Below are 23715 nucleotides of genomic sequence, written 5' to 3' on the forward strand. Positions count from 1 at the left end.
GTCGTTTCACTGAACTTGTGAGGGGTCGTACTCTATAATTCAGTATTTGTACGCATGATTTTATTACCCTCGCTGTTTCAGGTTATGTTTGTTTTTCAGATAACAATTTCGACCTTACATAATCTTTTTTGTTTAGTTGTCCCGTACCTTACTTAACCCTTTACTGGTTTCTTGCCTTAAATCTTGGTAAGAATAGAAATAGGCTGAACGTTTTCCTAAAAAACAGTTTTTCAATATGAGCAATACCAGTAATTTTCGTGAAGCTATCCGTGAGGCGAAATCTCACGCCCTCGTTGGCCCAAATGTAATTGCCAACGCCCTACCCTACGTCGGTGGTGGATTGGTGCTAACGGCATTAGGAACCTACGGCGGTTTGGGAGTTATCCGTACTAACCCCGGAATCTTCTTTCCTACCTTCATTGGTGCGGTAATTGTAGAGTTAATTTTGTTCTTTGTTGCCCAAAATGTTGCCCAAAAAGGTAATAAAGGTCTTGCACTACCTCTGCTGGCAACCTACAGCCTCTTGTCTGGGTATACTCTTAGTGGCTTGGTATATGTCGCTTTGAGATCCCAAGGTGTTGGCATTCAAGGCATTGGTTTAGCTGCCCTTGGTTGTGGCGTTACCTTTATTGCTGCTCGTCAAATTGGTTCAAATCTCTCTGAACAAGATGGCATGGCTTTGACAAAAACCATCAATCTCGGCGTTATCGCCTTGGTAGTTGTCTGCCTAGCCCAATTCGGTTTTGCGATGTTTGGTGTTTACACGCCAAATTGGTTAGAAATTGCCATCTCCGGTTTAGGAGTATTCTTGTTTGTTGGGGTTTCTGTTGTCGATTTCTACATTTTGCCTCGCACTTACAGCGATGACCAATATCTGCCTGCTGCTTTGTCGATGTACCTTACTTACATCAATTTGTTTGTCTTTATCTTGCGGTTGCTAATTGCCATCAATGGCCGTGATTAATTGTCTGTAGGTACTGACAAAAGTAAAGTTTTATAAAGTAAAAACCGTGGTTAAATTTTTAGCAACCACGGTTTTTTTTATTTGTTTAACAGTAGAATATGTAGATAAGTTAAGCCTCAAGTGAGCAAAATTATGCTTGAACTCTTAAATATCAAAATTGAAGTACAAAGGTTGTCTAATATCTTGACCAAGGCTGAAGGCTGTCTTTGACCTCCCAGAACTGAGTGCAAGAATTGAAGAGTTGAATCAATTGATTTCTCAAGCTACTTTCTGGGATGATTCTGCCAGTTTTTATCAGATACTTCAAGAAATTGATTTCCTCAAGGCTACAAAGAAACAATATCAGCGATCGCACTTCATTCTAGAAGATATCAAAGCTGCACTAGAACTACTAGAATTATCTGCTGATGAAGAATTATTGCAAGAGGCGCAAACCAACCTTACCCAACTCCAGCAAGAACTTGAAATAGTAGAAATAGAACAATTCCTGTCCGATCCCTGCGACCAAAAGGGGGCATTCTTGGCAATTACGGCTGAGGTTGGAAGTATAGATGCTCAAGACTGGGCAGCTATGTTATTACACCTATACCATCGTTGGGCAGTAAATCATAACCATAAAGTGCATCTAGTGCAAGAGTCAGCAGGTGATTTAGGAGGGTTCAAACATGCCACCCTAGAAATTACAGGGCGTTATGCTTATGGCTGACTAAAATCGGAACAAGGAACTCATGCAAGAATAGAGCGAATTTCTCCTGTTCATGGCAATGGCAGGCGGCATACTGGCCTAGCCAGCGTAGAAGTCTGCCCTATTTTAGATAAGTCTATTGATTTTGAGATTCCAGAGAAGGATTTGGAAATTACTTTTTATCGCCATCGGGGAAATATCAACCGAACAGAAACGTGGGTAAAGATGGTTCACATTCCGACTGGGATTAGTGTCTCTTGTAACCAAGAGCGGAGCCAGCTGCAAAACAAAGAGAAAGCCATAGTTATTCTCAAGAGTAAACTGTTTGCGATTGCACTAGCCCAAGGTGCCCAGATTGACAAAATTCAACCCCGACAGATAAAATCTCTATCCAACAAGCTCATCCGTGAATATATCTTGCATCCTTACACCAAGGTGAAAGATTTACGTACCAATGTAGAAACAGCTGCTGCGACAGAGGTATTAAACGGTAAAATTGATTTGTTTATCAAAGCATATCTGCAACAGTTAAATCACGCTACTTCAGTAGCTAAAGAAGCGCTTGATAATTTCAAGTAATTTTTGTAATTTATATAAGTAGTGCAGAAAAAATTTGCCCAACTACAGCTAAAATCAAGAAACATAAGTAGAATAAAGAGCAATTTTCAAATCTAAAGCGCTCTATCTATCATTCAGCAAGCACTATGGAAGTTTTAGAACTCAAACGCGAAATCGAAACGTTGTCTGGCCGCCTGGGTAAAACCCAGGACTATCTTTGACGTACCTGCACTGACAGCCAAAATTCAAGACCTCGAAAAAATATCAGCACAGCCAGAATTTTGGGATAACCAAACCCAAGCCCAACAAACGCTGCAAGAACTCAATGACTTGAAAGCCCACCTCCAGCAATACGATCAGTGGCACGCCAATCTAGAAGATACTAAGGCAGTTGTTGAATTGTTGGAGTTAGAAACCGATGAGGCACTACTCCAAGAAGCAGAATCTACCATCACTAAACTGAATCGTGATCTGGATCAGTGGGAGTTACAACAGTTACTATCCGGCCCCTATGATGCGGAAGGTGCTGTACTGACGATTAGTGCTGGTGCCGGTGGTACAGATGCTCAAGACTGGGCGTTTATGCTGATGCGAATGTACACCCGTTGGGGCGAAGCTCACGGCTATAAGGTAACTTTAGCTGAAGAGTCGGAGGGTGATGAAGCCGGAATTAAATCGGCAACCCTAGAAATTACTGGTCGCTATGCTTATGGTTACTTGCGATCAGAAATGGGTACACATCGCTTAGTGCGGATTTCACCTTTTAATGCCAACGGCAAGCGGCAAACCAGTTTTGCAGGGGTGGAAGTGATGCCGCAGATTGATAACTCTGTGCAATTGGATATTCCAGATAAAGATTTGGAAATCACCACAACTCGCTCTGGTGGTAAAGGTGGGCAAAACGTCAACAAAGTAGAAACTGCGGTGCGGATTGTTCACCTTCCCACGGGTCTTGCTGTGCGCTGTACAGAAGAGCGATCGCAGCTGCAAAATAAAGAAAAAGCCCTAAATCGTCTTAAAGCAAAGCTGTTGGTCATCGCCAAGGAGCAACGCGCCCAAGAAATTGCCGAAATTCGTGGCGATATGGTGGAAGCCTCTTGGGGAAATCAAATTCGTAACTATGTGTTTCATCCTTACCAAATGGTGAAGGATTTGCGTACAAATACAGAAACAACGGCGATTGGCGATGTGATGAATGGCGAAATTGATCCATTCATTCAAGCTTATCTGCGCCAAGAAAATAAATTAGTAGAAAACACTTCTGCATAATTTGGGATTATTTACAAGTGCTAAGTAATTAATTTTAATATTACTTAGCACTTGTTATTTATTTTTCTAAAATTGGCACGATTTCATACCATTCCTTTTTATTAGGGCGTTTTCAGATAAATTCCTGAGTAATATACAGGCGATCGCCATTCTATTCCAGACCAACTGTTACAGTTATAAAAGAGTCTGTGGACAAATAACTATGAGCAACACACCTTCAACAGAACCTCAACCTAGCTACGTAAAACTCGCCATGCGAAACATGGTGCGGAAGGGTGGAACTTCCCTAAAGCATTTTGCGTTGACTGCCGTAGGGCTTTTATCTCTCCTTGTTGGTCTTGCCTACCTAACTCACTAAATTAGTCATTAGTCATTAGTCATTAATTATATTTAAAAGGACAGATGACCAATGACAAAGGACAGTCTTAGCGACAAACCGTAAACCTCAGACTAGGAGACTGTGTGCCCCTGAGCGTTGAACTATACGTAGAGGATGATTTTTACGAGTTGTCCCCGACAACATCTGTAAAAATTGATCATACTGATCCCCGAATCACTCCTGAAACTTGGGAAAATTGGTTTAATCATTGGTTGGAAATCCTTCACCCTCAAATTCCACCAGCGCCAAGCTATGAAATCGGGCTGCGTTTGACAGATGACTCGCAAATTCAAGAACTAAATAGCCAATATCGTCAACAAAATAAGCCCACAGACGTTTTAGCCTTTGCTGCTTTGGAGGTGGATTTTCCTCAAAGCAAAGAGATGCTTGCTTCTGTACCATTATACTTAGGTGATATCATTGTGTCTGTAGATACAGCACAACGTCAAGCTCAACAGCAGGAGCATAGCTTACCCACCGAGCTAGCCTGGTTAGCTAGCCACGGTTTGCTACATCTCTTAGGCTGGGATCATCCTGATGAAGAAAGTTTGGGGCGAATGTTAGAACAGCAAGTGAGATTGCTGAATGCAATAGGTATTGCTATTGACATGGAATAGCAGTATTTCGTGTATTTCTATAATGTTAATTTTGGGTAATACTTTTATAATACTTCTGTGGAAAATTGCTTAAAGATTGCCTCAAAGTTAATTTCGCCATTAAAATCGGCGAATATTCCCACGTAGCAACTCTGTTTTTGTATTTTTAAGTCTATGTCCCAAAAAATCTCTCCATCACCAACTCCGACCTCGTTACAAACACTGGTGTCTAACGAACGGGAATTCTCCTGGAAAGTAGCCTCTAATTTATTTGTTAGTTTTAAATATGCCTGGGCTGGAATCAGCTATAGTTTTCAAACTCAACGTAATTTTCGCATCCACGTAAGTGTTTGCGCTTTAGCGATCGCTTTAAGCGTTTTTCTACATCTGCAAGCGGTAGAAATAGCGGTAATTGGTATAACTAGTGGTTTAGTTTTGGCATTAGAGTTGCTAAATACAGCGATCGAGTCTCTTGTAGACTTAACCGTTAAGCAGACATACCATGAATTGGCAAAAATTGCTAAAGATTGTGCGGCCGGTGCAGTGCTTGTCTCTGCTTTGGTAGCGGTGCTAGTAGCTGGTACGCTCCTGCTCCCTCCTCTGGTAAAGTTAATTATATCGACTTTGTAGACTTGATTTACTCCGGCATAGTCTAACCCAGGCATCGCCAAGTGAGCCGATAAACACTCTGTCCGATCCCTTAAAGAACACATTATAAGCAATTCAAAAGTAAGGCATCGCGCCAAGCATCCTTGATAAAGGGTTACTTGGTAATTTTTAGCCGTCCACATCAGCGTTATTTTTAGACCTAGCGAACAAATAGCATGAGATATTTGTCTATGCTTTTTGCAACTGATGAGTGGTAAAAACAGGAGTTATAAGCTTTGATTATAGTTATCGATAATTACGACAGTTTTACATATAACCTAGTGCAGTATCTGGGAGAATTGGCAGCAGAATTCCCAGTAGCAGATGATATTAAAGTTTTTCGTAACGATAAGATATCCATAGATGAGATTCAAGCATTAAAGCCGGAAGCCGTAGTTATTTCTCCTGGGCCTGGTCGCCCAGAAGACGCTGGTATTTCTTTAGAATTGATTGAACAGCTAGGGCAAGAGTTGCCAATTTTGGGTGTTTGTTTAGGACATCAAAGCATCGGTCAAGTGTTCGGTGGTAAAATAATTCCTGCTCCAGAGTTGATGCATGGCAAAACTTCTCAGGTGTCTCACACTGGGGTGGGGGTTTTTCAAGGATTAGAAAATCCTTTAACCGCCACCAGGTATCATAGTTTGGTGATAGAACGTGAGACTTGCCCAGATGTGTTAGAAATCACCGCTTGGGTTGAAGATAACACCATTATGGGAGTGCGACACCGGAAGTATCCTCATATTCAGGGCGTCCAGTTTCACCCAGAGAGTGTCCTGACATCTTCAGGAAAACAGTTATTGCGAAATTTTCTGGAACAGTTACAGTCGAGAGCATAATTAATGAAACGACGACAGTTGATGGGCTATGCTGGGGCGGGGTTAGTCACAGCTTTGGTTACTAACTTGGGTTCTGAATCTCAAGCTGACGCACAATCTAGCGGTTTATCAGTTCAGTGGTTGGGTCATACTTGCTTTCTTTTTACTGGTGGCGGTGCGAAAATTCTTGTTAATCCATTTCGGACAGCCGGTTGTACTGCTGGGTATCGTCAACCAAAAGTTGCAGCAGATTTAGTACTGATTAGCAGTCAATTGCTGGATGAAGGGGCTGTGGACGTATTACCAGGAAATGCAAAACTCATCTACGAACCAGGAGTTTATGAGTTCAAAGGCATTAAATTCCAAGGAATTGCCATAGACCACGATCGCAAAGGTGGTAGACAGTTTGGTTCAAACACCGCTTGGAGTTGGAAGCAAGGCGGAATTAATATCTTACACTTAGGTGGAGCTGCTGCACCCATTTCCATTGAGCAAAAAATCTTGATGGGGCGTCCCGATGTAGCATTCATTCCAGTGGGAGGCAGTGCAAAAGCCTACAATGCTGAGGAAGCAAAGCAGGCTGTGCAAATCTTAAATCCCAAGATAGTGATTCCAACCCATTACCGCACACAGGCCGCTGATGCTGCTAAGTGCGATATTTCACCACTCGATAATTTTCTGACCTTAATGCAAGGTATGACGGTGCGGCGTAGCAATGGAGATAGTATTTCCATTAGCCCTAAAGATTTGCCGGAAAATAGCGTGATTCAGGTTTTGAGTTACAAATTTTGAGGAGTAGGGGAAGCAGTGGAAGATTTCTAACTCCTGTACAGACGCGATTAATTACGTCTCTACTTAAGACTTTTGTACAGACGCGATTAATCACGTCTGTACTCCAGCTTTTAGAACGTATACCATTCTGGGCCAAGCTTATCTGCGTCGCTGATGGGAGTCTCGACGGCTGTCGTTCCATCTATAGTCCAAATTTTGTCTGCACCGGCTGTCTGATCGCGCCAATAGATGTCAGTCTTACCATCGCCGTTGAAGTCGCCAAGAGATGGTGTCAAAGCTGCGCTATTAGTCGGTAAGAAAGCTTCAGTAGCAACTGTTGTACCATCCATCAACCAAGCGGTATTCTCACCAGTTGTGCTATTGTGCCAGAAGATATCGGTCTTGCCGTCACCGTTGAAATCGCCAATTTTAGAAGTCCAGGCTGAGTCAAGTGTCCCTAAAGCACCTTCTGTGACTAAGATACCATTCATCGTCCAAACCTTGTTCTCACCAGTTTGAGTGTCTCTCCAGAGAATATCAGTCTTATAGTCGCCGTTGAAATCACCAAAGGTAGGAGTCCAGGCAGCATCCTGTGATTGCAGCGCGAATTCAGTTTTTTGTGCGCCATCCATAAACCAAGCGGTGTTATCGCCAGTTGTTGGATTGCGCCAGAAAATATCGCTCTTACCATTGCCGTCAAAATCAACAATGGTAGGAGTTAGTGCTGGATCTGTTTTATCTAAAACAGTTGCATTCAGAACGGTGGTGCCATCCATCTCCCAAATGGCGTTCTCACCAGTTGTAGCATTATGCCAGAAGATATCGGTTTTGCGATCGCCATTGAAATCCCCAATCTGAGGAGTCCACGCTGGATCAACGCTGGTTAAAGATGCCATACTAGCAGCTTTTGTACCATCCATCAATACAATGCTATTTTCACCTGTTGTCTTATTGCGTAATAAGAAGTCGGTTTTGTTATCACCATTGAAGTCAGCAATTTTGTAATCATAGGCAGTTAGGTCAAATTTACCTAAAGAACCCTGTTCGATAACTTTTGACCCGTCCATTAACCGAATGATAATCTCACCGGTTGTAGAATCGGCCCAAACTTTATCCGTTTTGCCATCACCGTTAAAGTCAGGAGTAATCGCCGCACTAGTTATGTAAGGATTAGGATTGGGATTTGATGATGTTTTGGCAGGCGTGGTTACTGATTCACGTTGTGGTGGTAGTGACGAACTGCTAAGTTTAGACCCGAAATTAGAAGTTAAACTATCAATAGAAGTTGTCAAAATTTGTGATTTTGCAAAAGAATCTGATGCCCATTCGGATGTATTTAAACCTAAGGGTGAAGACTTTGGAGTTTCAGGCATGGTGTATTTTTATCGTTGGTTATCATATTTTTTTAACTTTTTTTGATAATCTCTTTCTGTAACGAAATAACATTTACGAGGAGTTCCAAATTTCTTTATAACTATTTTTTCTTTATTAATGTCATTACTTGCAGATATATATCTGCTGATTTTAAACGACCATGATAAAATTTTCAAGTCATATATAAGCAATTAAAAAATATTTTTTGTGCCTTATATATATGATGATTTATAGATAAAATCATCAGATTTTATCTATTTGCTTTAACTTTTAAATGTTGGATCAAAAATATACTTATATAGGAACCGTATTTGATTGTTGAAATTATCTACGCGGGTGGGGAGTAGGGATTATACCATTTCACGAAAAATCTGATACAGATGTAAACCTTGAAAGCATTGCTATATCTAAGTCTTTTAATTGCGTTAGCGGAGCGGGGCGTTAGCCCATTGCGTTAGCGCAGCGTCTTGTAGAGAGGAACGAGCGTCATTGCGAATTGTGAATTGGTATTAGGGAGTAGGGAATATCTGTACCGAGCGAGCTTTTTTAGAAATCAAATATTAGTCCTATAGCAGTTTCTAGTTGAGTCCAATATAAACCTAACCCCTAACCCATTCCCTCGTAGCTTTGGGGAGTAAAACTCAAAGACTCTCTCCTTTTAGGAGCTACAGTGTACTAGCCGTATTTTTATACAAAGTCCCAAATACGCAAAGAAAGAAGCGATCGCTACATTAGTTCTAATTCATTCGATAACAAAAAGATTTCCAAGCAATTTAAAAAGTAGGAAATCTGAATCTTTCGAGATAATTGATTATTCTCTAATGATCTATGACTTGAGTGGAAAGAAATATTGGTTAGAATAACTTAGATTAGCAACTATTAAGAGGCACAAACTGTGCATCCTGTAGCTGTAGTAAGTGTAAAATAGCACAATAACTTAATATATACATCAGCTATGCAAGCAGAATATAGGCAGCGTCGTGAGCAGTTAATGGCAAAAATTGGTGATGGCACAGCCATTTTTCGCAGTGCGCCAATGGCAGTGATGCACAACGATGTCGAGTATGTTTATCGCCAAGATAGTGATTTTTTCTACTTGACTGGTTTTAATGAACCACAGGCAGTAGCGGTGTTAGCGCCGCATCATTCAGAACATCGGTTTGTGCTGTTTGTCCAACCGAAGGATCGCGAAAAGGAAGTATGGACTGGTTATCTTTCTGGGGTAGATGCAGCCAAGGAAATTTATGGTGCTGATGAAGCGTACCCCATTAGCGAGTTAGATGAAAAGTTGCCGCAGTATTTGGAAAAAGCCAGCCGGATTTACTATCATTTAGGACGCGATCGCACTTTTAATGACAAAATCCTGCGACATTACCAAAGTTTACTACGAACTTATCCTAAACGCGGTACTGGGCCGATCGCCATTGAAGATACTGGCCCTGTTCTCAACAGCATGAGACTAATCAAAAGTGAAGCTGAGTTGAGGTTGATGCGTCAAGCAGCTGCAATCGCAACTGAAGCACACAATTACGCCCAAGAAATTGCTGCACCCGGACGTTATGAGTACGAAATTCAAGCGGAGATGGAACGCATTTTTCGAGTCCGGGGTGGAATGGGGCCAGCTTATCCTTCAATTGTGGCTTCAGGCGTGAATGCTTGCGTACTGCATTACATTGAAAATAATCGGCAAATGCAAGATGGAGAATTACTGTTAATTGATGCCGGTTGTGCTTACGGTTATTACAACTCGGATATTACCCGGACATTTCCTGTTGGGGGTAAATTTACGTCTGAACAAAAGACGCTGTACGAGATTGTTTTAGATGCACAAAAACAAGCGATCGCTCAAGTAAAACCAGGTAATCCCTTCAAATTAGTTCATGATATAGCAGTGCGCGTTCTCACGGAAGGTTTAGTTGAACTTGGCATCCTCAAAGGTGAAATTGATAAGTTAATTGAAGAAGAAAAGTATAAGCCATATTATATGCACCGTACCAGTCATTGGTTAGGCTTGGATGTGCATGATGTGGGAGTTTACCAGCACGGTGAAGACAAACCGCAGATTTTACAACCAGGCCAAATTTTGACAGTTGAACCAGGACTATATATTGTGCCTGATACTAAACTAGCAGAAGATCAACCAGAGACTGATCCTCGATGGATTGGCATTGGTATTCGGATTGAGGATGATGTGTTAGTTACATCTGATGGACATGAAGTGTTAACTGCGGGAGTTCCCAAGGCAGTGGATGAAATGGAAAGATAAAAAAATGGGGATGGTGTGTACCATCCCCAAGCTAAAATAAAATTGCGGACAAGCCATCATCGTTGTCAGAATTCTTAAGATTTTGTCTATTTCTTTAATAAAGTAATCCTTCTTATCAAGAAAAATGGTATTCTCACAAAGTTTGAGAGATTTCCAACCTGTTCCTGTTGTAACTACACCATAAGTTTGATGATATCTCAGATCAAGAACAGCCTTCAACAAATTCAACTTCTGGTAGTTTACCTGACCGAAACTGAGTGACACGCTTACCGTCAGTCTCGAATATCACACGATAGTTCTGGTTAGCACGATCTTTCGGGATAAATGTCAAGTAGTGTCCGCCTTGGACGTATTTATGAGGTGTGACTTTAATTTGTCCTGGATAGAAAGACTTGATTTGCGCTTCCGTGTCGCCAATTTTTGCACCTTTAAGGGTAGTAATTTGGGTATTCTGCCGCACATCTACTCTAGAAATGCGACCTTTTGTAACCATAAACAAAAGATTTTTAGGTTCGTTTTGTGGTTTAACGTAGTAGCAATTTTTATTAGGTGTATCGCCCACTAGCTTAGTACCAGCAGCCTTTGCCGCTTGGGAAACAGTCATCCCAACTCTAACTTGTCCGACACCATTAATGGATAATTTTGATTGATTTGTCAGTTTTGTCTGTGCTAGCACTGTCCCAATTATTAAACAATAAAAGGCAAGTGTTGCGGTACTAAGAGTCAATAATTTAACTTTGCTATCATTCTTTTTCACCAGATGTCTATTGATAATTGACATTATTCTCCGCGCTGAACTAGCTTGATATTATACGCCTACAAATGGTAATGTAATACTGTCAAAATTGTAAGTAGCCTGCATATCTTCATTTACTAGGCCACTTATAGTTAAGCACAGTGCTTTTTCTCTTTGCAGGATATCATTATGTTTGATGGTCTATCCCGACGTGAATTTATCAAAGTCACAGGCGGTTTTGCAGCTGGAGCCGTAGCAGCAGGAAGCGCACCTCTGATTGAAACCCTCACTGCTCAAGCCTTGAGCAGTACATCTAAAAGATATAAATTTGTTGGTTACTTTGGCAACTGGGCACAATACCGCCAAGGCGGAGGGAAGTTCTTTCCCGAGCAAATTGACCCTTCGCTATTTACACACATTAACTTTGCCTTTGGGATGTTCGGCTTTGTGAGTTGGAGTGTCGATCCATCGCCAACACGAACCGGAAACCAACGCTATACAGGCGACTACACAATTCAACCAGTGGAATGGAACGATCAGACAGTTCTGTACCCGGCGATGCAGAATTTAAAGAAGAAAAACCCCAACCTCAAAACCATTCTCTCAATTGGTGGTTGGAGTTTTAACAGTTGCGATGACACGCCTGAGTCAGCCGGAACAGCTCACCCCTACGGCCCCTTTACCTGCAAATTATTTAGCAAAATGGCAGCCGATCCTAATGGCAGAAGGCAGTTTATTAATTCTGCGATCGCCTATGCTAAAAAGTACGGCTTTGACGGCATTGATCTCGACTGGGAGTATCCCGCAGACTCTGCACGCGGTGGTCAAGATGCCGATTACAACAATTACCTAACACTGCTCAAAGAGTTCCGTCAAACTGCTGGGCAAAATTTCATCATCACTATAGCTTCTGCTGCGGTACCCAAGGGTAGCAAAACGGGCGACCAATTCTTTCTATGGTTGGCTCAATGTGGTCAATATTTAGATTGGTTTAATGTCATGTCCTACGACTACCACGGGGCTTTTGACGATCCCAAGACAATGGGAACAGGAGTCAACGCGCCTCTTTTGAAAGATTCCATACCCAATGGTACGTTTTGCATCAAAGATACGGTGGAATCTTACCTCAAAGCGAATATTCCCAAGGAAAAGATCGTGCTAGGAATGCCCACCTACGGACGAAGTTATGTTGTTGCAGACCGTACCGATGGCTACGGAAAGCCTTTTAGCGGCCCAGGCCCCGCAGGCACAGCGACAGCTACCCCTGGTATCCTCGCTTATTATGAAATCCTTGAGAAAATTGCCAGTGGCGAACTCAATGTCCAAAAGTGGGATGATGCCACTTTGACTCCCTACGCCTACAGCACTAAAACCGGACTTTGGGTCAGTTATGACAACCCGAAATCACTTGGTTATAAGGTCAGTTATTTGATTGAAAAAGAATTGGGAGGTGCAATGGTATGGGCTATCGATTTAGACAAGTTTTAATGATAGTTCTGCTGCACAATTTATTACACATATTTTTGGTCAGCTTACAAACAAATGTTGCCAAATTAAAGGCATCGTGCAGTCGGTAAGAATATGTCACAGAAGTTATATTGAGCGATTCAATAAGCTAATCGCCATTAATTTTTCTAGACTGATTGCCTTGTATTAAGCGGCTCTAGCCCTGGTTTTATGCAACTTCAATGCTCATTAACTTAACACTATACGCCACCGAGTTTCACGTATAGTACGTCAAATATTGTCATAAATCAAAATCAGTTGATAACCACATTGATTCAGTTTGGGATTTCGTTGCTCACAGATGATGCTAGTTTACAGAGTTAAATTATTACTATGGACTCAAACCGTTTTCCGTTGCAGAACGCAATCAAAAAGATTTTAGATAACCCAAGCACAAGACCAGTATTACCAGTATTAAAAGATAGTTCATCTAATGGAGATGGTTCATCTGTTGGAGATAAAAATTTTGGTGAAGCTGATGTCTACGATACTGGTACATCGCCATCTGTTGCTTTGAATAATCAAAATGTAGTTGTAGAAGTTCACAAAAATGCAAAATCTGATGCACTCTACTATCACGTTGGTAAAGTAGCTGGTAAAAATATCTCTTTTGGTGGGAGCCAGAAATATGATAGTGGAGTACAGCCTTCAGTTGCCATCACTGATGGCGGGTTAGTGGTTGAGGTTCATAAGTCTGAAAATTATGATACACTCTACTATCACATTGGTAGAGTTAACGGTGACAAGATCACTTTTGGTGGGAGCCAGAAATATGATAGTGGAGTACAACCCTCAATTGCCATCACTAATGACGGTTTAGTGGTGGAGGTTCACAAGTCTCAGAGTCATGATACTCTTTGGTATCATATTGGTAGAGTTGAGGGTGACAAGAAGATCAGTTTTGGTACAAGCCAAAAATATGACGATGGATTATATCCCTCAGTTGCTATCACTGATGACGGTTTAGTGGTCGAGGTTCACCAGGCTAAGGATTCTGAGAATTTTGGTACACTCCACTATCATATTGGTAGAGTTGCGGGTGACAAGATTAACTGGGAAAAGAGTTTCCAATATGACACTGGATCACGACCCTCAGTTGCTATCACTAATGACGGGGTAGTGGTCGAGGTTCACCAGTCTGAGATTCATGAGACTGTTTGGTATCGCGGCACCGGTAAAGTTAATGGTAACACCATTACCTGGAGTAATGAAAAAAGCCAAGAATATAGCAAAGGTAGAGAGCCAAGGGTTACTTGCAACGGGGAGTTGGCAGTGGCAACTCACACCGATGGTCAAAAGCTTTTTTCTTCGGTTTTAACATTACCAGCCTTTCGTTCCAACTGGATTAATTTGTATGGTGACAATTCATACTGTTATTGTGCATGTAATAGCGCTACTAATAACAAACAAAGGCATGCCTCCAGCCATACGATGAATATCAAAGCGGGGGCACCTTATTTGTATGCAATCCTCACTAAAGACGATGACTCAATCGATTTCCCAACTGGTGCAATACTGACAATTGAAGGACCTGATGGAACCAAATACGATCATAATATTCAAGAAGAAAATCTACTAGTAATCATGTCCGGTTCTTCAGTTCGATGTCTTATTGTCAAAAATCCCAAGCCAGGTGATTGGAAGATGACGATGACAGTACCTGAAGGTGTAGGATTCCATTGTGAATGCAATACGGTTCCTTCTAAAGATGTATACCATACGATAACAGAGACCCTAAATTCACCCAAAGTAAAAACAGGTCTTCAACCACGAAATATCGTCGCGGCGGTGAGCGCTGTCGTGGGATTTATCGCCATAGCGATCGCGATGATGATGAAACCAACAAAAGCATCTGAAACACGACGACAACCGATGTTGGGCTTGGTTCAAGCAGGAACTGGGGCACCATTGGAAGTATCAGAATCTTTGTATGGAGACGCACCAGGGATGGGAGTATCCAGCAACGCTTCGGTTCTTGCTGAGAGCAGTAGAACAGCAGAACAAAGAGAAAATACACGACGAACAGTTGTTAGATTTACAACATGGAATATGCAGGGTGGCAGAAACCTCCTATATCTTAACCAAGTAGTACAACGACCACCTGCTCAACCTAACGATAACTTAATTCAAATACTTGCCTTACAAGAAACCGGCAACCTGCCAGACTCTACTAATTTTGTCAACGAACGCCCACTACTCGATCCGATTACTGGTGAAATACTTGGCAATATCTTGAACAGGGTGATAAATAATAACTTCATGGAATTTTTGTACTGGGAAAATCATTGGGCGCAAGGCGGTATGGCTATTGCTAGTAACATTCATAGAGGGAGTGAGGGGATTCTCCCTGCTGTGAATGTAAATGATTTCATACCTCGTAATACTAGGAATTTGCCTTGGACTACTGTAACTATTCCTTCTAACAATCAAAACACTAGGCTCACAATATATACAATACATGCGCCACCTGTTTTTGGTAATGTTACTGTAGCTCATGTACGTCAATGGGTTACTGCCCAAATAAATCAAATCACTCAGCGAGAAGGGAATAATAGATGGATTCTTTTGGGCGATTTCAATCTCACTCCTGAGCAATTAGGTAATATACCTGGTGTTCATGTTGTTCGTGGCGACAGGGCAACTCACCAAAATGGAGATATTTTGGATTATGTCGTTACAAATGTTCAAGGTTTAATAAGACCCGCCCCACGAGACAATGTGCCGGGTGCTAGCGATCATTATCCGGCAGTTTTTGAGTGGGAGCAGCCTTGATTGAGAGCGATCGCACTTGTTTCTATTTGGTGCGCGTTTTAGCCAAAATAAAAATGAGTATGGTTTGCTTACCATACTCATTTGAGAAAGTCTATATCAAATATTACAGTTGCGGTACGTACTGTTGCTTCTCAGGTACTTCAGCGTACTCAGCCACAATCTGGCGGAATTCTTCGCCGTCAATGGTTTCTTTTTCGATGAGCAAATCGACTAAGCGATCAGTGACAGTGCGATGGTCACGGACAATCTTTTTAGCGTTTTCGTAGCATTCTTCCACGATCGCTCGCACTTGTCCATCAATGCGAGAGGCGATAGATTCGGAATACTCAGATCGGGTTGTCCAGTCACGACCCAAGAACACTTCACCCTGCTGGCTTTCTAACGAAAGTGGGCCTAAGTCGGACATGCCGAAACGAGTTACCATCTGCCGTGCCATTCCCGATAACTGTTGCAAGTCTCCACCCGCACCAGTTGTAACTTCCGCAGCCCCAAAAATTACTTCCTCAGCAGCGCGACCGCCCAAAGCACCAGTAATCCTTGCTCTCAACTGAGAACGAGAAATTAACCCTTGTTCTTCGTTGGGAGTAAACCAAGTCAAACCTTGCGCTTGTCCGCGTGGAATCAAGGTAACTTTCTGTACTGGGTCATGGTCTTTTAACAAAGTGCCAACCAAAGCGTGTCCGATTTCATGGTATGCAATCAAGCGCTTGCTCTTGCTGTCTACCAAAGGAGTGCCTTCCATCCCAGCGACGACCCGATCCACCGCGTCATCAATTTCGCGGAGGGTGATAGCATCTTTGCGTCTTCTCGCAGTCAAAATTGCTGCTTCGTTGAGTAAGTTGGCTAAATCAGCACCAGTAAATCCAGGAGTGCGGCGAGCGATCGCATCCAAAGATACACTAGGATCTAATTTCTTGTTGCGTGAATGGACTTGCAAGATTTCCAAACGCCCTTTGATATCGGGTGCATCGACAGTTACTTGTCTGTCAAAGCGACCGGGACGTAACAATGCTGAGTCTAGTACGTCGGGACGGTTGGTAGCAGCAATAATAATGATGCCAGTGTTACCTTCAAACCCGTCCATTTCGGTGAGCAACTGGTTGAGGGTTTGCTCTCTTTCGTCGTTACCGCCACCAATACCAGCACCCCGTTGGCGTCCAACTGCGTCAATTTCATCAATGAAGATGATACAAGGGGCGTTGTCTTTGGCCTTCTTGAACAAATCGCGGACGCGGGATGCACCCACACCAACGAACATTTCCACAAATTCCGAACCGGAAATACTGAAGAAAGGTACGCCTGCTTCACCAGCGATCGCTTTTGCTAGTAAAGTTTTACCAGTTCCAGGAGGCCCAACTAATAGCACTCCCTTGGGAATCCGTGCGCCTACTGCGGTAAATCTTTCTGGCTGCTTCAGGAAAGTGACAACTTCTTGCAATTCTTCCTTGGCTTCTTCAATCCCGGCTACGTCGTCAAACTTGACCCCGGTTTTCGCTTCCATTTGGAAACGCGCCTTGGATTTGCCGAAGTTCATCGCTTGGCCTGGCCCACCGGGGAGGTTGCTAGAACGCCGGAACAAAAAGAACAGCCCAGTAATCAATAAAACTGGAAATATCAGATTGCCCAACAATCCCCAAATTGCGCCATCATTACGCATCGGGTGAGCATCAAAGCTGATGTCTTTTTCTTTGAGCTTGCTAATTAACTCAGGAGCGTTAACAGGCAAATCCACACGCCACCTTTGGACACGATTTTCGATGTCTGGATCGCGGGCTTCGATAATTGCTGTCCTACCGCCTTCGTACAGATCCACGCTGGTGACGCGATCGCCATTTAAGTATTCTAGAAAGCGACCATAAGTCATGCGCGTATTGGCTGCATTCTTACTCATGTCAGTAGGAGCGCCTGCAAAGGCCCCTTGCCAGAAGAAAAAACCAATTACCAAAGCAGGCAATGTCCAGAGTACTACGACTTTCCAAGAGAATTTCATCTTAATTTGCCTCTAGATGCCTATACAACTCATTAGCCTCAGCAACCGAATGTTCATCACTCTGTCACTTTAAGCTGTTAAACGGATGTCTATAAATCCATTTTGTTTAATTTGATCTCTTATATGCACTCCATAAGGCAATTAGAGCATTATGGCGATGCCAACAAGAATCTTAATCAAAGTTAACTTAATTTTAATACAAAATCGCACGAGAAAAGAGAGCGAAACGGGATGCAAAGACACGGATAATTTCTCCAGAATGTTCTTCGTGTCGTTCCAGCCTCTCTTAATCATCATTATGGGAGAGTGAGGAAGATGAGGAAAATAACCAATGCCCAATGCCCCATTCCCCATTCCCTACTTAACTTCTGTAATTTGTAGAGTGTAAGGAAGATACTTGTCTTTTTCGTAGGAACCAACCCAAACTTCGTAATTTCCAGGCAGCCATTCACCAATCATGCCAGCATTTTTGCCATCAAAATCGTCATTGCACCAAGTACCACCAGGCCCCTTAATGATGATGGTGGTGTCTTCAGGACTTTGTACTTGCAGCTTTAGGTAATCAAATTTACTTGTTAGCACTAATGTGTGGTCTGGTGTTTCATCAACAAAGCCGGTGCAAGGCCCAGTGGCTGTTTCACTTCTGGCACCTACTTGACTCCCAGATATTGAACCACCACTCATCCCGCGAACTGTCAAGGGATCTGGAGAAAACTGAGGGCTAATGGTGACATCTCCAAATATCGTTGGCGTTTCCTCAGCATCAACGGCAGCATTTACTGTTGATGTGATGAACAGCATAACTATCATGAACGATAATCTCATCCCACTATTGAGCGCTTTTGTTGGCATTGTAATTACGTTCGCTTCTAAGTGTTTTTGAAGACATGAATTTTACACACCAAGTTCCCAACGTGAGGATAATTGACTACCTATTTTAGATTTGAAATTAAGAAATAGGAAATAGGGAAAAAATTCTTATAATTTCTCACTCCCTACTCCCAATATGGTTCGGGTAACAAAGTTATCTTATCTGTTGAGGCAAGCAGGGGGAGAAGAGAAGCAGGGGAAGAGAAATTGCAATAACTCTTTTTCCTTTCCTGTTTATCCGAACCGTATTATCCCTACTCCCAAATCCATCTAAAATTCGTTGTTGTAATCGCTAATTAGCTTCTGTTATTGCCTTACTCAAGCGTGACTTATCTAAACCAATCTGATTTAGTAGTAACCAAGATTGTATAAGGTCGGGGCCATGAACATCTCCAGTTAAGGCTGCTCTGAGCGATCGCATTACTAAGCCTTTTTTGACTTTTTGTTCTTTCACCACTTGTTTGATAATGTCCTGGGCGGCAGCTTCTGACAGTTGCGGCTGATTTTCTAAAGCTGTGACAATTCCTTCAAGGACAGCAGTAGAACCTTCTTGCTTTAATTGTGTACTACCTTCGTCGCTAAATTCAACTGTGTCAGTAAAAAACAGTTGGCTTTGAGGTACTGCATCTACTAAACGAGTCAAACTCTGGCTAATTAAAGTTACTAGCTGTTCTAACCAGGTGCGATCTCTTCCACCATCAAATTTATACCCAGCTGCTTGCCAATAGGGTATGAGTAAATCTGTAAGTTTATCTACTGGCGTCTTATGGATATACTGGCTGTTCAACCAATCCAGCTTGTCCCAGTCAAACTTTGCACCTGCTTTATTTACACGTTCAAAACCAAATTCTTTGGCTGCTTCTTCTAAGGTAAATATTTCTTGCGTCGAGTCTGGTGGCGACCAACCCAACAATGTCATGTAATTCACCAAGCCTTCAGCAGTAAAACCCATTTGCTGAAAGTCAGAAATGGAAGTTACACCATCTCGCTTAGAAAGCTTGCGCCCTTCCATGTTCAAAATCAGGGGCGTGTGGGCAAACTCTGGAATTTTTGCACCCATTGCTTCATAGAGTAAAATTTGTTTGGCGGTATTGGCGATGTGGTCTTCTCCTCGAATGACATGGGTGATTTGCATATCGATGTCATCCACTACAACTACAAAGTTGTATAAAGGTTGACCGCTTCCTTCTTCTGAGGCGCGGGCGATGACCATATCACCACCTAAATCGCTACCTCGCCAAGACATTTTTCCCCTTACTAGGTCGTTCCAGATAATTTCCCGCCCATCTTCAATTTTAAAACGAATCACAGAGGAGCGACCTTCTGCTTCAAATGCGGCGCGTTGTTCTGGCGTGAGATTGCGGTGACGATTGTCATAGCGAGGAGCTTCGTTTCTAGCTTTCTGAGCTTCTCTTAGAGTTTCTAGTTCTTCAGAAGTGGTGTAGCAGCGATAGGCTAATCCTTGATCTAGCAGTTTTTGCACTGCTTCTTTATAAAAATCCAGGCGTTGAGATTGGTAAAATGGCCCTTCATCCCAGTTAAGCCCTAGCCAACGCAATCCTTCAAGAATGTTGTCGGTGTATTCGGGACGCGATCGCTCTATATCTGTGTCTTCTATTCGCAGGATAAATTTCCCACCGTGGTGGCGGGCAAATAACCAGTTAAATACAGCCGTTCTAGCTGTACCAATATGTAAATTTCCGGTTGGACTCGGCGCAATTCTGACTCTGACAGTCACAGTTAATTCTCTCTTTCGCAAAGCATGATAAATGTAGCTTATATTCAAACCCTAAATTCTGGGTCAATCCTTTTGGGTAATTCAAAATCTAAAGTCACCAAAATTCAATTCGGCGATTAACTACTCATAAATTTAGAACGGGACTGACGGGGCTCGAACCCGCAACTTCCGCCGTGACAGGGCGGTGCTCTAACCAATTGAACTACAGTCCCTTGTTTGGCAACTTTGCTATTATCACTATTTTTTTTTTAATTGTCAAGCGTTTTGGAGTTAGAAATTAGGAATTATTTTTGTCTAGTCTCTCCAAGGTACAGATTTTTCCTCAAATAGAGCTTGATAATACAACCTGTGGCTGTGATTCTAGATGCTGCAATATGCGAGATTGCATTTGTTTATACTGCTGCTTTAATAGCTGTTTGCTCAACTGGGGTTGAGAAGCAGGTGGTAGAGTATGAATTTGTTGCGCCCAGTTCTTCAACATTTGTCGCTGAGTTGACTCGATGCGGCTACTGAGAACATTGGTGCAAGAATGTGGTGCTTCCAGAGTAAAGAAAATCAAAGGATAGTGTTCATTTTCAGCCAGTAAACTTACCAGCTTAAGATTTTGGGGATTTTGCATATCTAAGTAGCAAGGTAGCCACTTAGGAGCCAATTGCCGATTGTAGAGTACAGTCACCCATAAGAGCATTGGGTGAGGGGATGTCATAAAGATAAAGTGGTTGTAACGGGTAGAAAGTGCATAGTTTTTGATTTCTTGTTTAGGCAACATCAACCATAGGGCTGTCATAGCTCCCTGTGCAGTGTCTATAAGCTGGGGAAAAACAATTTCTTGAATTGGTTTATTTTGAGGCCACAAAAGTTTATGACAGCTTTGTTCTACTGTGATTGGTAAACCTGAATTTAAAGGACGGCTAAGGATGGAACTAGAAGGTATTGTAGGTATACTGGGATAATTAGACTCTTCTAAACTGTTTAAGACTTGCAAAATTTGAGCGATATTTTGGGGGCGATCGCAAGATTTTTTCGCAAGACAGGACATAATTAAATTATTTAGTTTCTGAGGTATTTTAAGAGTAGGTTGAACATCTGCGATCGCTTTTGGTTGCTCAAAGTGATGTGCTTTATACCAAGCACCAAAGTAATCAGTTTCTGGTTGCCAAGGTTTTTTGCCTGTGAGCATTTCAAACATCATCACACCCAGGCTATAAATATCAGAGCGACTATCTAATTTTTCTCCATCTAGGTGTTCTGGTGAACAGTAGGGTAAAGTGCCATTAAATCCTCTGCTTGTACTAGCTGTTGATGATGCATAATTTAAAAATCTAGCAATACCAAAATCGAGAATTTTAACTAACTGTCCCAATATCGGATCGGGAATAACTAATATATTGGCAGGCTTAATATCTCTATGAACTAACGGACAAATTTTGCCATCAATGTTAATACCTTGATGGGCGCATTGTAAGCCCAAACAAATTTGGCGTGAGAGAGTCAAAAACATGGGCAGTGGTAGTGGAATTAAATCCTTTAAACTCTTACCACATAGATATTCCATGACATAATATGGTTTTCCTTTCTCATTTACACCATAATCATACGCCCGGACTATATGTAAACTATTTTGACTCAAAGCTGCACTCATTAAGGCTTCACGAGCAAAGTCTTGTTGCATTTTGTTATCGACAACAGTTTGAGTCAAAAACTTGATAGCAACTGGTGTGCCTCCTAACAAAATATCATTTGCTAAAAAAACTTCACCCATACCACCGCTACCAATTAATTGCTTAATTTGATAACGATTGGCAAGCAAGCCCGTACTACTTGGAGATGTAAATGGGCTTTTATTCACTTTATTCACCTCTGTTGCTGAGTCTATTTAAAGTTAGCAATACACACATAAAAATATCATTAGGTAATGGAAGCAAGCATTTTTATTTTGATAGCAGACTTTCAATGACGTGATAAAAGGTTTAAAAAAATCTCCAAAAATTTATCCATCCAGCTTTTTAAACCTTCTGTCTCAGATTTTTGATATACAGCTAACTTATGTAAGATGTCTAACTTCAGCTTTTCATAATCTGCTTTTAGAAGATTTTTGGCCTGATTAGACAGAATTAATTCATTTGAATGTTGACTCATGTCTAAACAATCTATAAGTTGCTGGCGCTGGTTAGCCGTTAGGCTTAGAGTTGTTACATGAGAGCAACGAGTTGGATCTTCTATGGCAAAAAATAGTAGATGATAGTAACCTACTTCAGCTAAAGTACGTGCTATATTCTGACCTTTATTATCTTTCAAATCCAGAAAATAAGGTAACCACTTAATTATAGAAGGTTGGGTATCATATAGTATAGTTACCCACAATAGCATCGGGTAAACATTGATTTTACTAATAAATTCAGTACTATGTATTTTATCCAAAAATTTTGTAATTTCTTGTTTGGGTAACATTGCCCAAAAAGTTGGTATAGCTCTTTCAGCCGTTTGTAGTAAATGAGGAAACCCAATTGGCGCAATTGGTTTATTTTTAGGCCAGTTCTTCTGTAAACACTCTTTTTCTGATAATAAAGTTGAAGGTACTAATTGAACCGGAAGTGGAAGTTTAATAATGTCACTGCTATTGTTAGGAATACCATCATTAATCTGAATACTAGCTTTTTCTAAATCTTCTAATATTTGGTTGACATTTTGAGGGCGATCGCTTACATCTTTAGCCAAACAACTCATCACTATTTTTTCTAACACCTGCGGGATTTTGACTTGCGGATTCACTTCCTCAAAAGTAGGTGGAATTTGAAAGCGATGTGCTTGATACCAAGTACCAAAAGAGTTACTTTTTGTCTGAATCTGAAATGGATGCTTTCCTGTCAGCATCTCAAACATTAGTACTCCCAAACTGTAAATATCAGAGCGAACATCTAGCAATTTTCTTCCTTCCATGTGTTCGGGAGAACAGTAAGGTAAACTACCAATAAAAGAATCTGTTAGAGTCATCCCACTTCGCTCTGTTAAAAATTTGGCAATACCAAAATCTAGTATTTTAACAATTTCTCCTTGTTTACTATCTTCAGTAATGAATATATTTTCTGGTTTAATATCTCTGTGAACAATAGGATAAATCTCTCCTTTGAGGCTGATACCTTGATGGGCACATTTTAAGCCTAAACAAATCTGATTACAAATCTCCAAAAACTTCGATATTGTTAAGGGCTGAATTTTGAGAATTTGTTTGAGATTTTTTCCTTGTAGGTATTCCATAACATAAAACGGAGTTTTATCTTCAGTAATGCCATAACTTAATATGCGAACAATATGTTTACTTTTACGGCCCAATTGAGCGCCGATAAAAATCTCTCTAGCAAAGCGTTGGGACATGTGCTGGTTCGCCAAACTCAGTGATAAAATTTTGACTGCGATCGGCATACCACCTTTAGCAGTATCTTCTGCTAAATAAACTCTACCCATCCCACCTTTACCAATCAAATCTCTGATTAAATAGCGATTATTTAAGAACTGTCCAATGTAATTGTCTAATTCCGCTTTTTGCCCTACCATATTCTCAATTTTATTTTGTGGCATAAAAATCATTTATGAAAAATATTGTTGGCAAAATACTTTAATAAGTCTTAGCTAATTATTAAATTTAAATTTATAAACAATCATAATTTGTAGAAAACTAATCATATTTTATAATCATGATTAATCTGTCGGAAAAATCTCCTAAATATTGTGTAACATATCTATTAAGCAATACGGTTGAGAAATTACACGGAAGCTA

General features: G+C 41.4%; 17 protein-coding genes, 1 tRNA gene and 1 pseudogene. 11 read left to right on the forward strand and 8 right to left on the reverse strand.

The genetic code is table 11. From position 1 onward, the window contains the following. The first annotated feature begins 235 nt into the window (after positions 1-235). From RMZ43_RS27195 to RMZ43_RS27230, 8 genes and pseudogenes are all read left to right on the forward strand, one after another. Positions 236-964, forward strand: a complete 729-nt coding sequence (locus tag RMZ43_RS27195; RefSeq protein ID WP_322648731.1) for a Bax inhibitor-1/YccA family protein — start codon at positions 236-238, stop codon at positions 962-964. 132 nt (positions 965-1096) lie between these two features. Then, positions 1097-2228, forward strand: a pseudogene (locus tag RMZ43_RS27200) (PCRF domain-containing protein). A 125-nt stretch (positions 2229-2353) separates the two neighbouring features. Then, a protein-coding gene (gene prfB, locus RMZ43_RS27205) for a peptide chain release factor 2 (protein WP_322654305.1) occupies positions 2354-3476 on the forward strand; the annotation gives its coding sequence in 2 pieces (ribosomal slippage) (positions 2354-2425 and positions 2427-3476; 1122 coding nt in all). A gap of 202 nt (positions 3477-3678) precedes the next feature. Next, positions 3679-3834, forward strand: coding sequence for a DUF3285 domain-containing protein (locus tag RMZ43_RS27210; RefSeq protein ID WP_100899181.1), 156 nt, complete (start codon positions 3679-3681; stop codon positions 3832-3834). A 110-nt stretch (positions 3835-3944) separates the two neighbouring features. Beyond that, positions 3945-4472, forward strand: a complete 528-nt coding sequence (gene ybeY, locus RMZ43_RS27215; RefSeq protein ID WP_322654367.1) for an rRNA maturation RNase YbeY — start codon at positions 3945-3947, stop codon at positions 4470-4472. Positions 4473-4625: 153 nt separating this feature from the next. Then, a complete protein-coding gene (locus tag RMZ43_RS27220) occupies positions 4626-5081 on the forward strand; it encodes a diacylglycerol kinase family protein (protein WP_322654304.1) in 456 nt (151 codons plus the stop codon). Positions 5082-5335: 254 nt separating this feature from the next. Next, complete coding sequence (locus tag RMZ43_RS27225; RefSeq protein ID WP_322648727.1) at positions 5336-5935, forward strand: anthranilate synthase component II; 600 nt, start codon at positions 5336-5338, stop codon at positions 5933-5935. A 3-nt stretch (positions 5936-5938) separates the two neighbouring features. After that, positions 5939-6706, forward strand: coding sequence for an MBL fold metallo-hydrolase (locus RMZ43_RS27230; RefSeq protein ID WP_322648726.1), 768 nt, complete (start codon positions 5939-5941; stop codon positions 6704-6706). Between the two features lie 110 nt (positions 6707-6816). Here the strand turns inward: RMZ43_RS27230 and RMZ43_RS27235 are convergent, their stop codons facing one another. Then, positions 6817-8058, reverse strand: coding sequence for an FG-GAP repeat domain-containing protein (locus tag RMZ43_RS27235; RefSeq protein ID WP_322654303.1), 1242 nt, complete (start codon positions 8056-8058; stop codon positions 6817-6819). Positions 8059-9014: 956 nt separating this feature from the next. On the opposite strand from RMZ43_RS27235, the gene RMZ43_RS27240 reads away from it, so the two are divergent. Then, a complete protein-coding gene (locus RMZ43_RS27240; RefSeq protein ID WP_322654302.1) occupies positions 9015-10325 on the forward strand; it encodes an aminopeptidase P N-terminal domain-containing protein in 1311 nt (436 codons plus the stop codon). 202 nt (positions 10326-10527) lie between these two features. On the opposite strand, the gene RMZ43_RS27245 is transcribed toward RMZ43_RS27240, so the two are convergent. Then, positions 10528-11106 carry a hypothetical protein gene (locus tag RMZ43_RS27245; RefSeq protein ID WP_322654301.1) on the reverse strand — a complete coding sequence of 193 codons (579 nt, stop codon included), beginning with the start codon at positions 11104-11106 and terminating at the stop codon, positions 10528-10530. 144 nt (positions 11107-11250) lie between these two features. Between RMZ43_RS27245 and RMZ43_RS27250 the strand changes: the two genes are divergently transcribed. Next, positions 11251-12549, forward strand: a complete 1299-nt coding sequence (locus RMZ43_RS27250) for a glycosyl hydrolase family 18 protein (RefSeq protein WP_322654300.1) — start codon at positions 11251-11253, stop codon at positions 12547-12549. A gap of 351 nt (positions 12550-12900) precedes the next feature. Next, positions 12901-15339 (forward strand): endonuclease/exonuclease/phosphatase family protein, encoded by a 2439-nt coding sequence (locus RMZ43_RS27255; protein ID WP_322654299.1) that lies wholly within the window; start codon positions 12901-12903, stop codon positions 15337-15339. A 103-nt stretch (positions 15340-15442) separates the two neighbouring features. Here the strand turns inward: RMZ43_RS27255 and ftsH2 are convergent, their stop codons facing one another. From ftsH2 to RMZ43_RS27285, 6 genes are all read right to left on the reverse strand, one after another. Then, positions 15443-17329: an ATP-dependent zinc metalloprotease FtsH2 gene (ftsH2, locus tag RMZ43_RS27260; RefSeq protein WP_322648720.1), complete on the reverse strand. Its 1887-nt coding sequence runs from the start codon at positions 17327-17329 to the stop codon at positions 15443-15445. A gap of 357 nt (positions 17330-17686) precedes the next feature. Then, positions 17687-18181 carry a hypothetical protein gene (locus RMZ43_RS27265; protein WP_322648719.1) on the reverse strand — a complete coding sequence of 165 codons (495 nt, stop codon included), beginning with the start codon at positions 18179-18181 and terminating at the stop codon, positions 17687-17689. Between the two features lie 310 nt (positions 18182-18491). Then, positions 18492-19937: a glutamate--tRNA ligase gene (gltX, locus tag RMZ43_RS27270; RefSeq protein WP_322654298.1), complete on the reverse strand. Its 1446-nt coding sequence runs from the start codon at positions 19935-19937 to the stop codon at positions 18492-18494. A 138-nt stretch (positions 19938-20075) separates the two neighbouring features. Next, positions 20076-20149 (reverse strand) — tRNA-Asp (locus RMZ43_RS27275). Between the two features lie 110 nt (positions 20150-20259). Further along, the gene (locus RMZ43_RS27280; protein WP_322648717.1) at positions 20260-21786 is read right to left on the reverse strand and encodes a serine/threonine protein kinase; all 1527 of its coding nucleotides are present in this window, start codon (positions 21784-21786) and stop codon (positions 20260-20262) included. 101 nt (positions 21787-21887) lie between these two features. Next, positions 21888-23516: a serine/threonine protein kinase gene (locus RMZ43_RS27285; RefSeq protein WP_322654297.1), complete on the reverse strand. Its 1629-nt coding sequence runs from the start codon at positions 23514-23516 to the stop codon at positions 21888-21890. Between the last annotated feature and the right edge of the window lie 199 nt (positions 23517-23715).

The organism is Nostoc sp. CmiVER01 (assembly GCF_034531135.2).
Classification (GTDB): Bacteria; Cyanobacteriota; Cyanobacteriia; order Cyanobacteriales; family Nostocaceae; genus Nostoc.

Excerpts from the sequence above, each read along its gene's own strand:
- RMZ43_RS27235 (WP_322654303.1), bottom strand. The coding sequence starts at position 8,058 with ATGCCTGAAACTCCAAAGTCTTCACCCTTAGGTTTAAATACATCCGAA.
- RMZ43_RS27195 (WP_322648731.1), top strand. The coding sequence starts at position 236 with ATGAGCAATACCAGTAATTTTCGTGAAGCTATCCGTGAGGCGAAATCT.
- RMZ43_RS27255 (WP_322654299.1), top strand. The coding sequence starts at position 12,901 with ATGGACTCAAACCGTTTTCCGTTGCAGAACGCAATCAAAAAGATTTTA.
- RMZ43_RS27250 (WP_322654300.1), top strand. The coding sequence starts at position 11,251 with ATGTTTGATGGTCTATCCCGACGTGAATTTATCAAAGTCACAGGCGGT.
- RMZ43_RS27230 (WP_322648726.1), top strand. The coding sequence starts at position 5,939 with ATGAAACGACGACAGTTGATGGGCTATGCTGGGGCGGGGTTAGTCACA.
- ftsH2 (WP_322648720.1), bottom strand. The coding sequence starts at position 17,329 with ATGAAATTCTCTTGGAAAGTCGTAGTACTCTGGACATTGCCTGCTTTG.
- RMZ43_RS27245 (WP_322654301.1), bottom strand. The coding sequence starts at position 11,106 with ATGTCAATTATCAATAGACATCTGGTGAAAAAGAATGATAGCAAAGTT.
- RMZ43_RS27210 (WP_100899181.1), top strand. The coding sequence starts at position 3,679 with ATGAGCAACACACCTTCAACAGAACCTCAACCTAGCTACGTAAAACTC.
- RMZ43_RS27265 (WP_322648719.1), bottom strand. The coding sequence starts at position 18,181 with ATGCCAACAAAAGCGCTCAATAGTGGGATGAGATTATCGTTCATGATA.
- RMZ43_RS27220 (WP_322654304.1), top strand. The coding sequence starts at position 4,626 with ATGTCCCAAAAAATCTCTCCATCACCAACTCCGACCTCGTTACAAACA.
- RMZ43_RS27285 (WP_322654297.1), bottom strand. The coding sequence starts at position 23,516 with ATGCCACAAAATAAAATTGAGAATATGGTAGGGCAAAAAGCGGAATTA.
- RMZ43_RS27240 (WP_322654302.1), top strand. The coding sequence starts at position 9,015 with ATGCAAGCAGAATATAGGCAGCGTCGTGAGCAGTTAATGGCAAAAATT.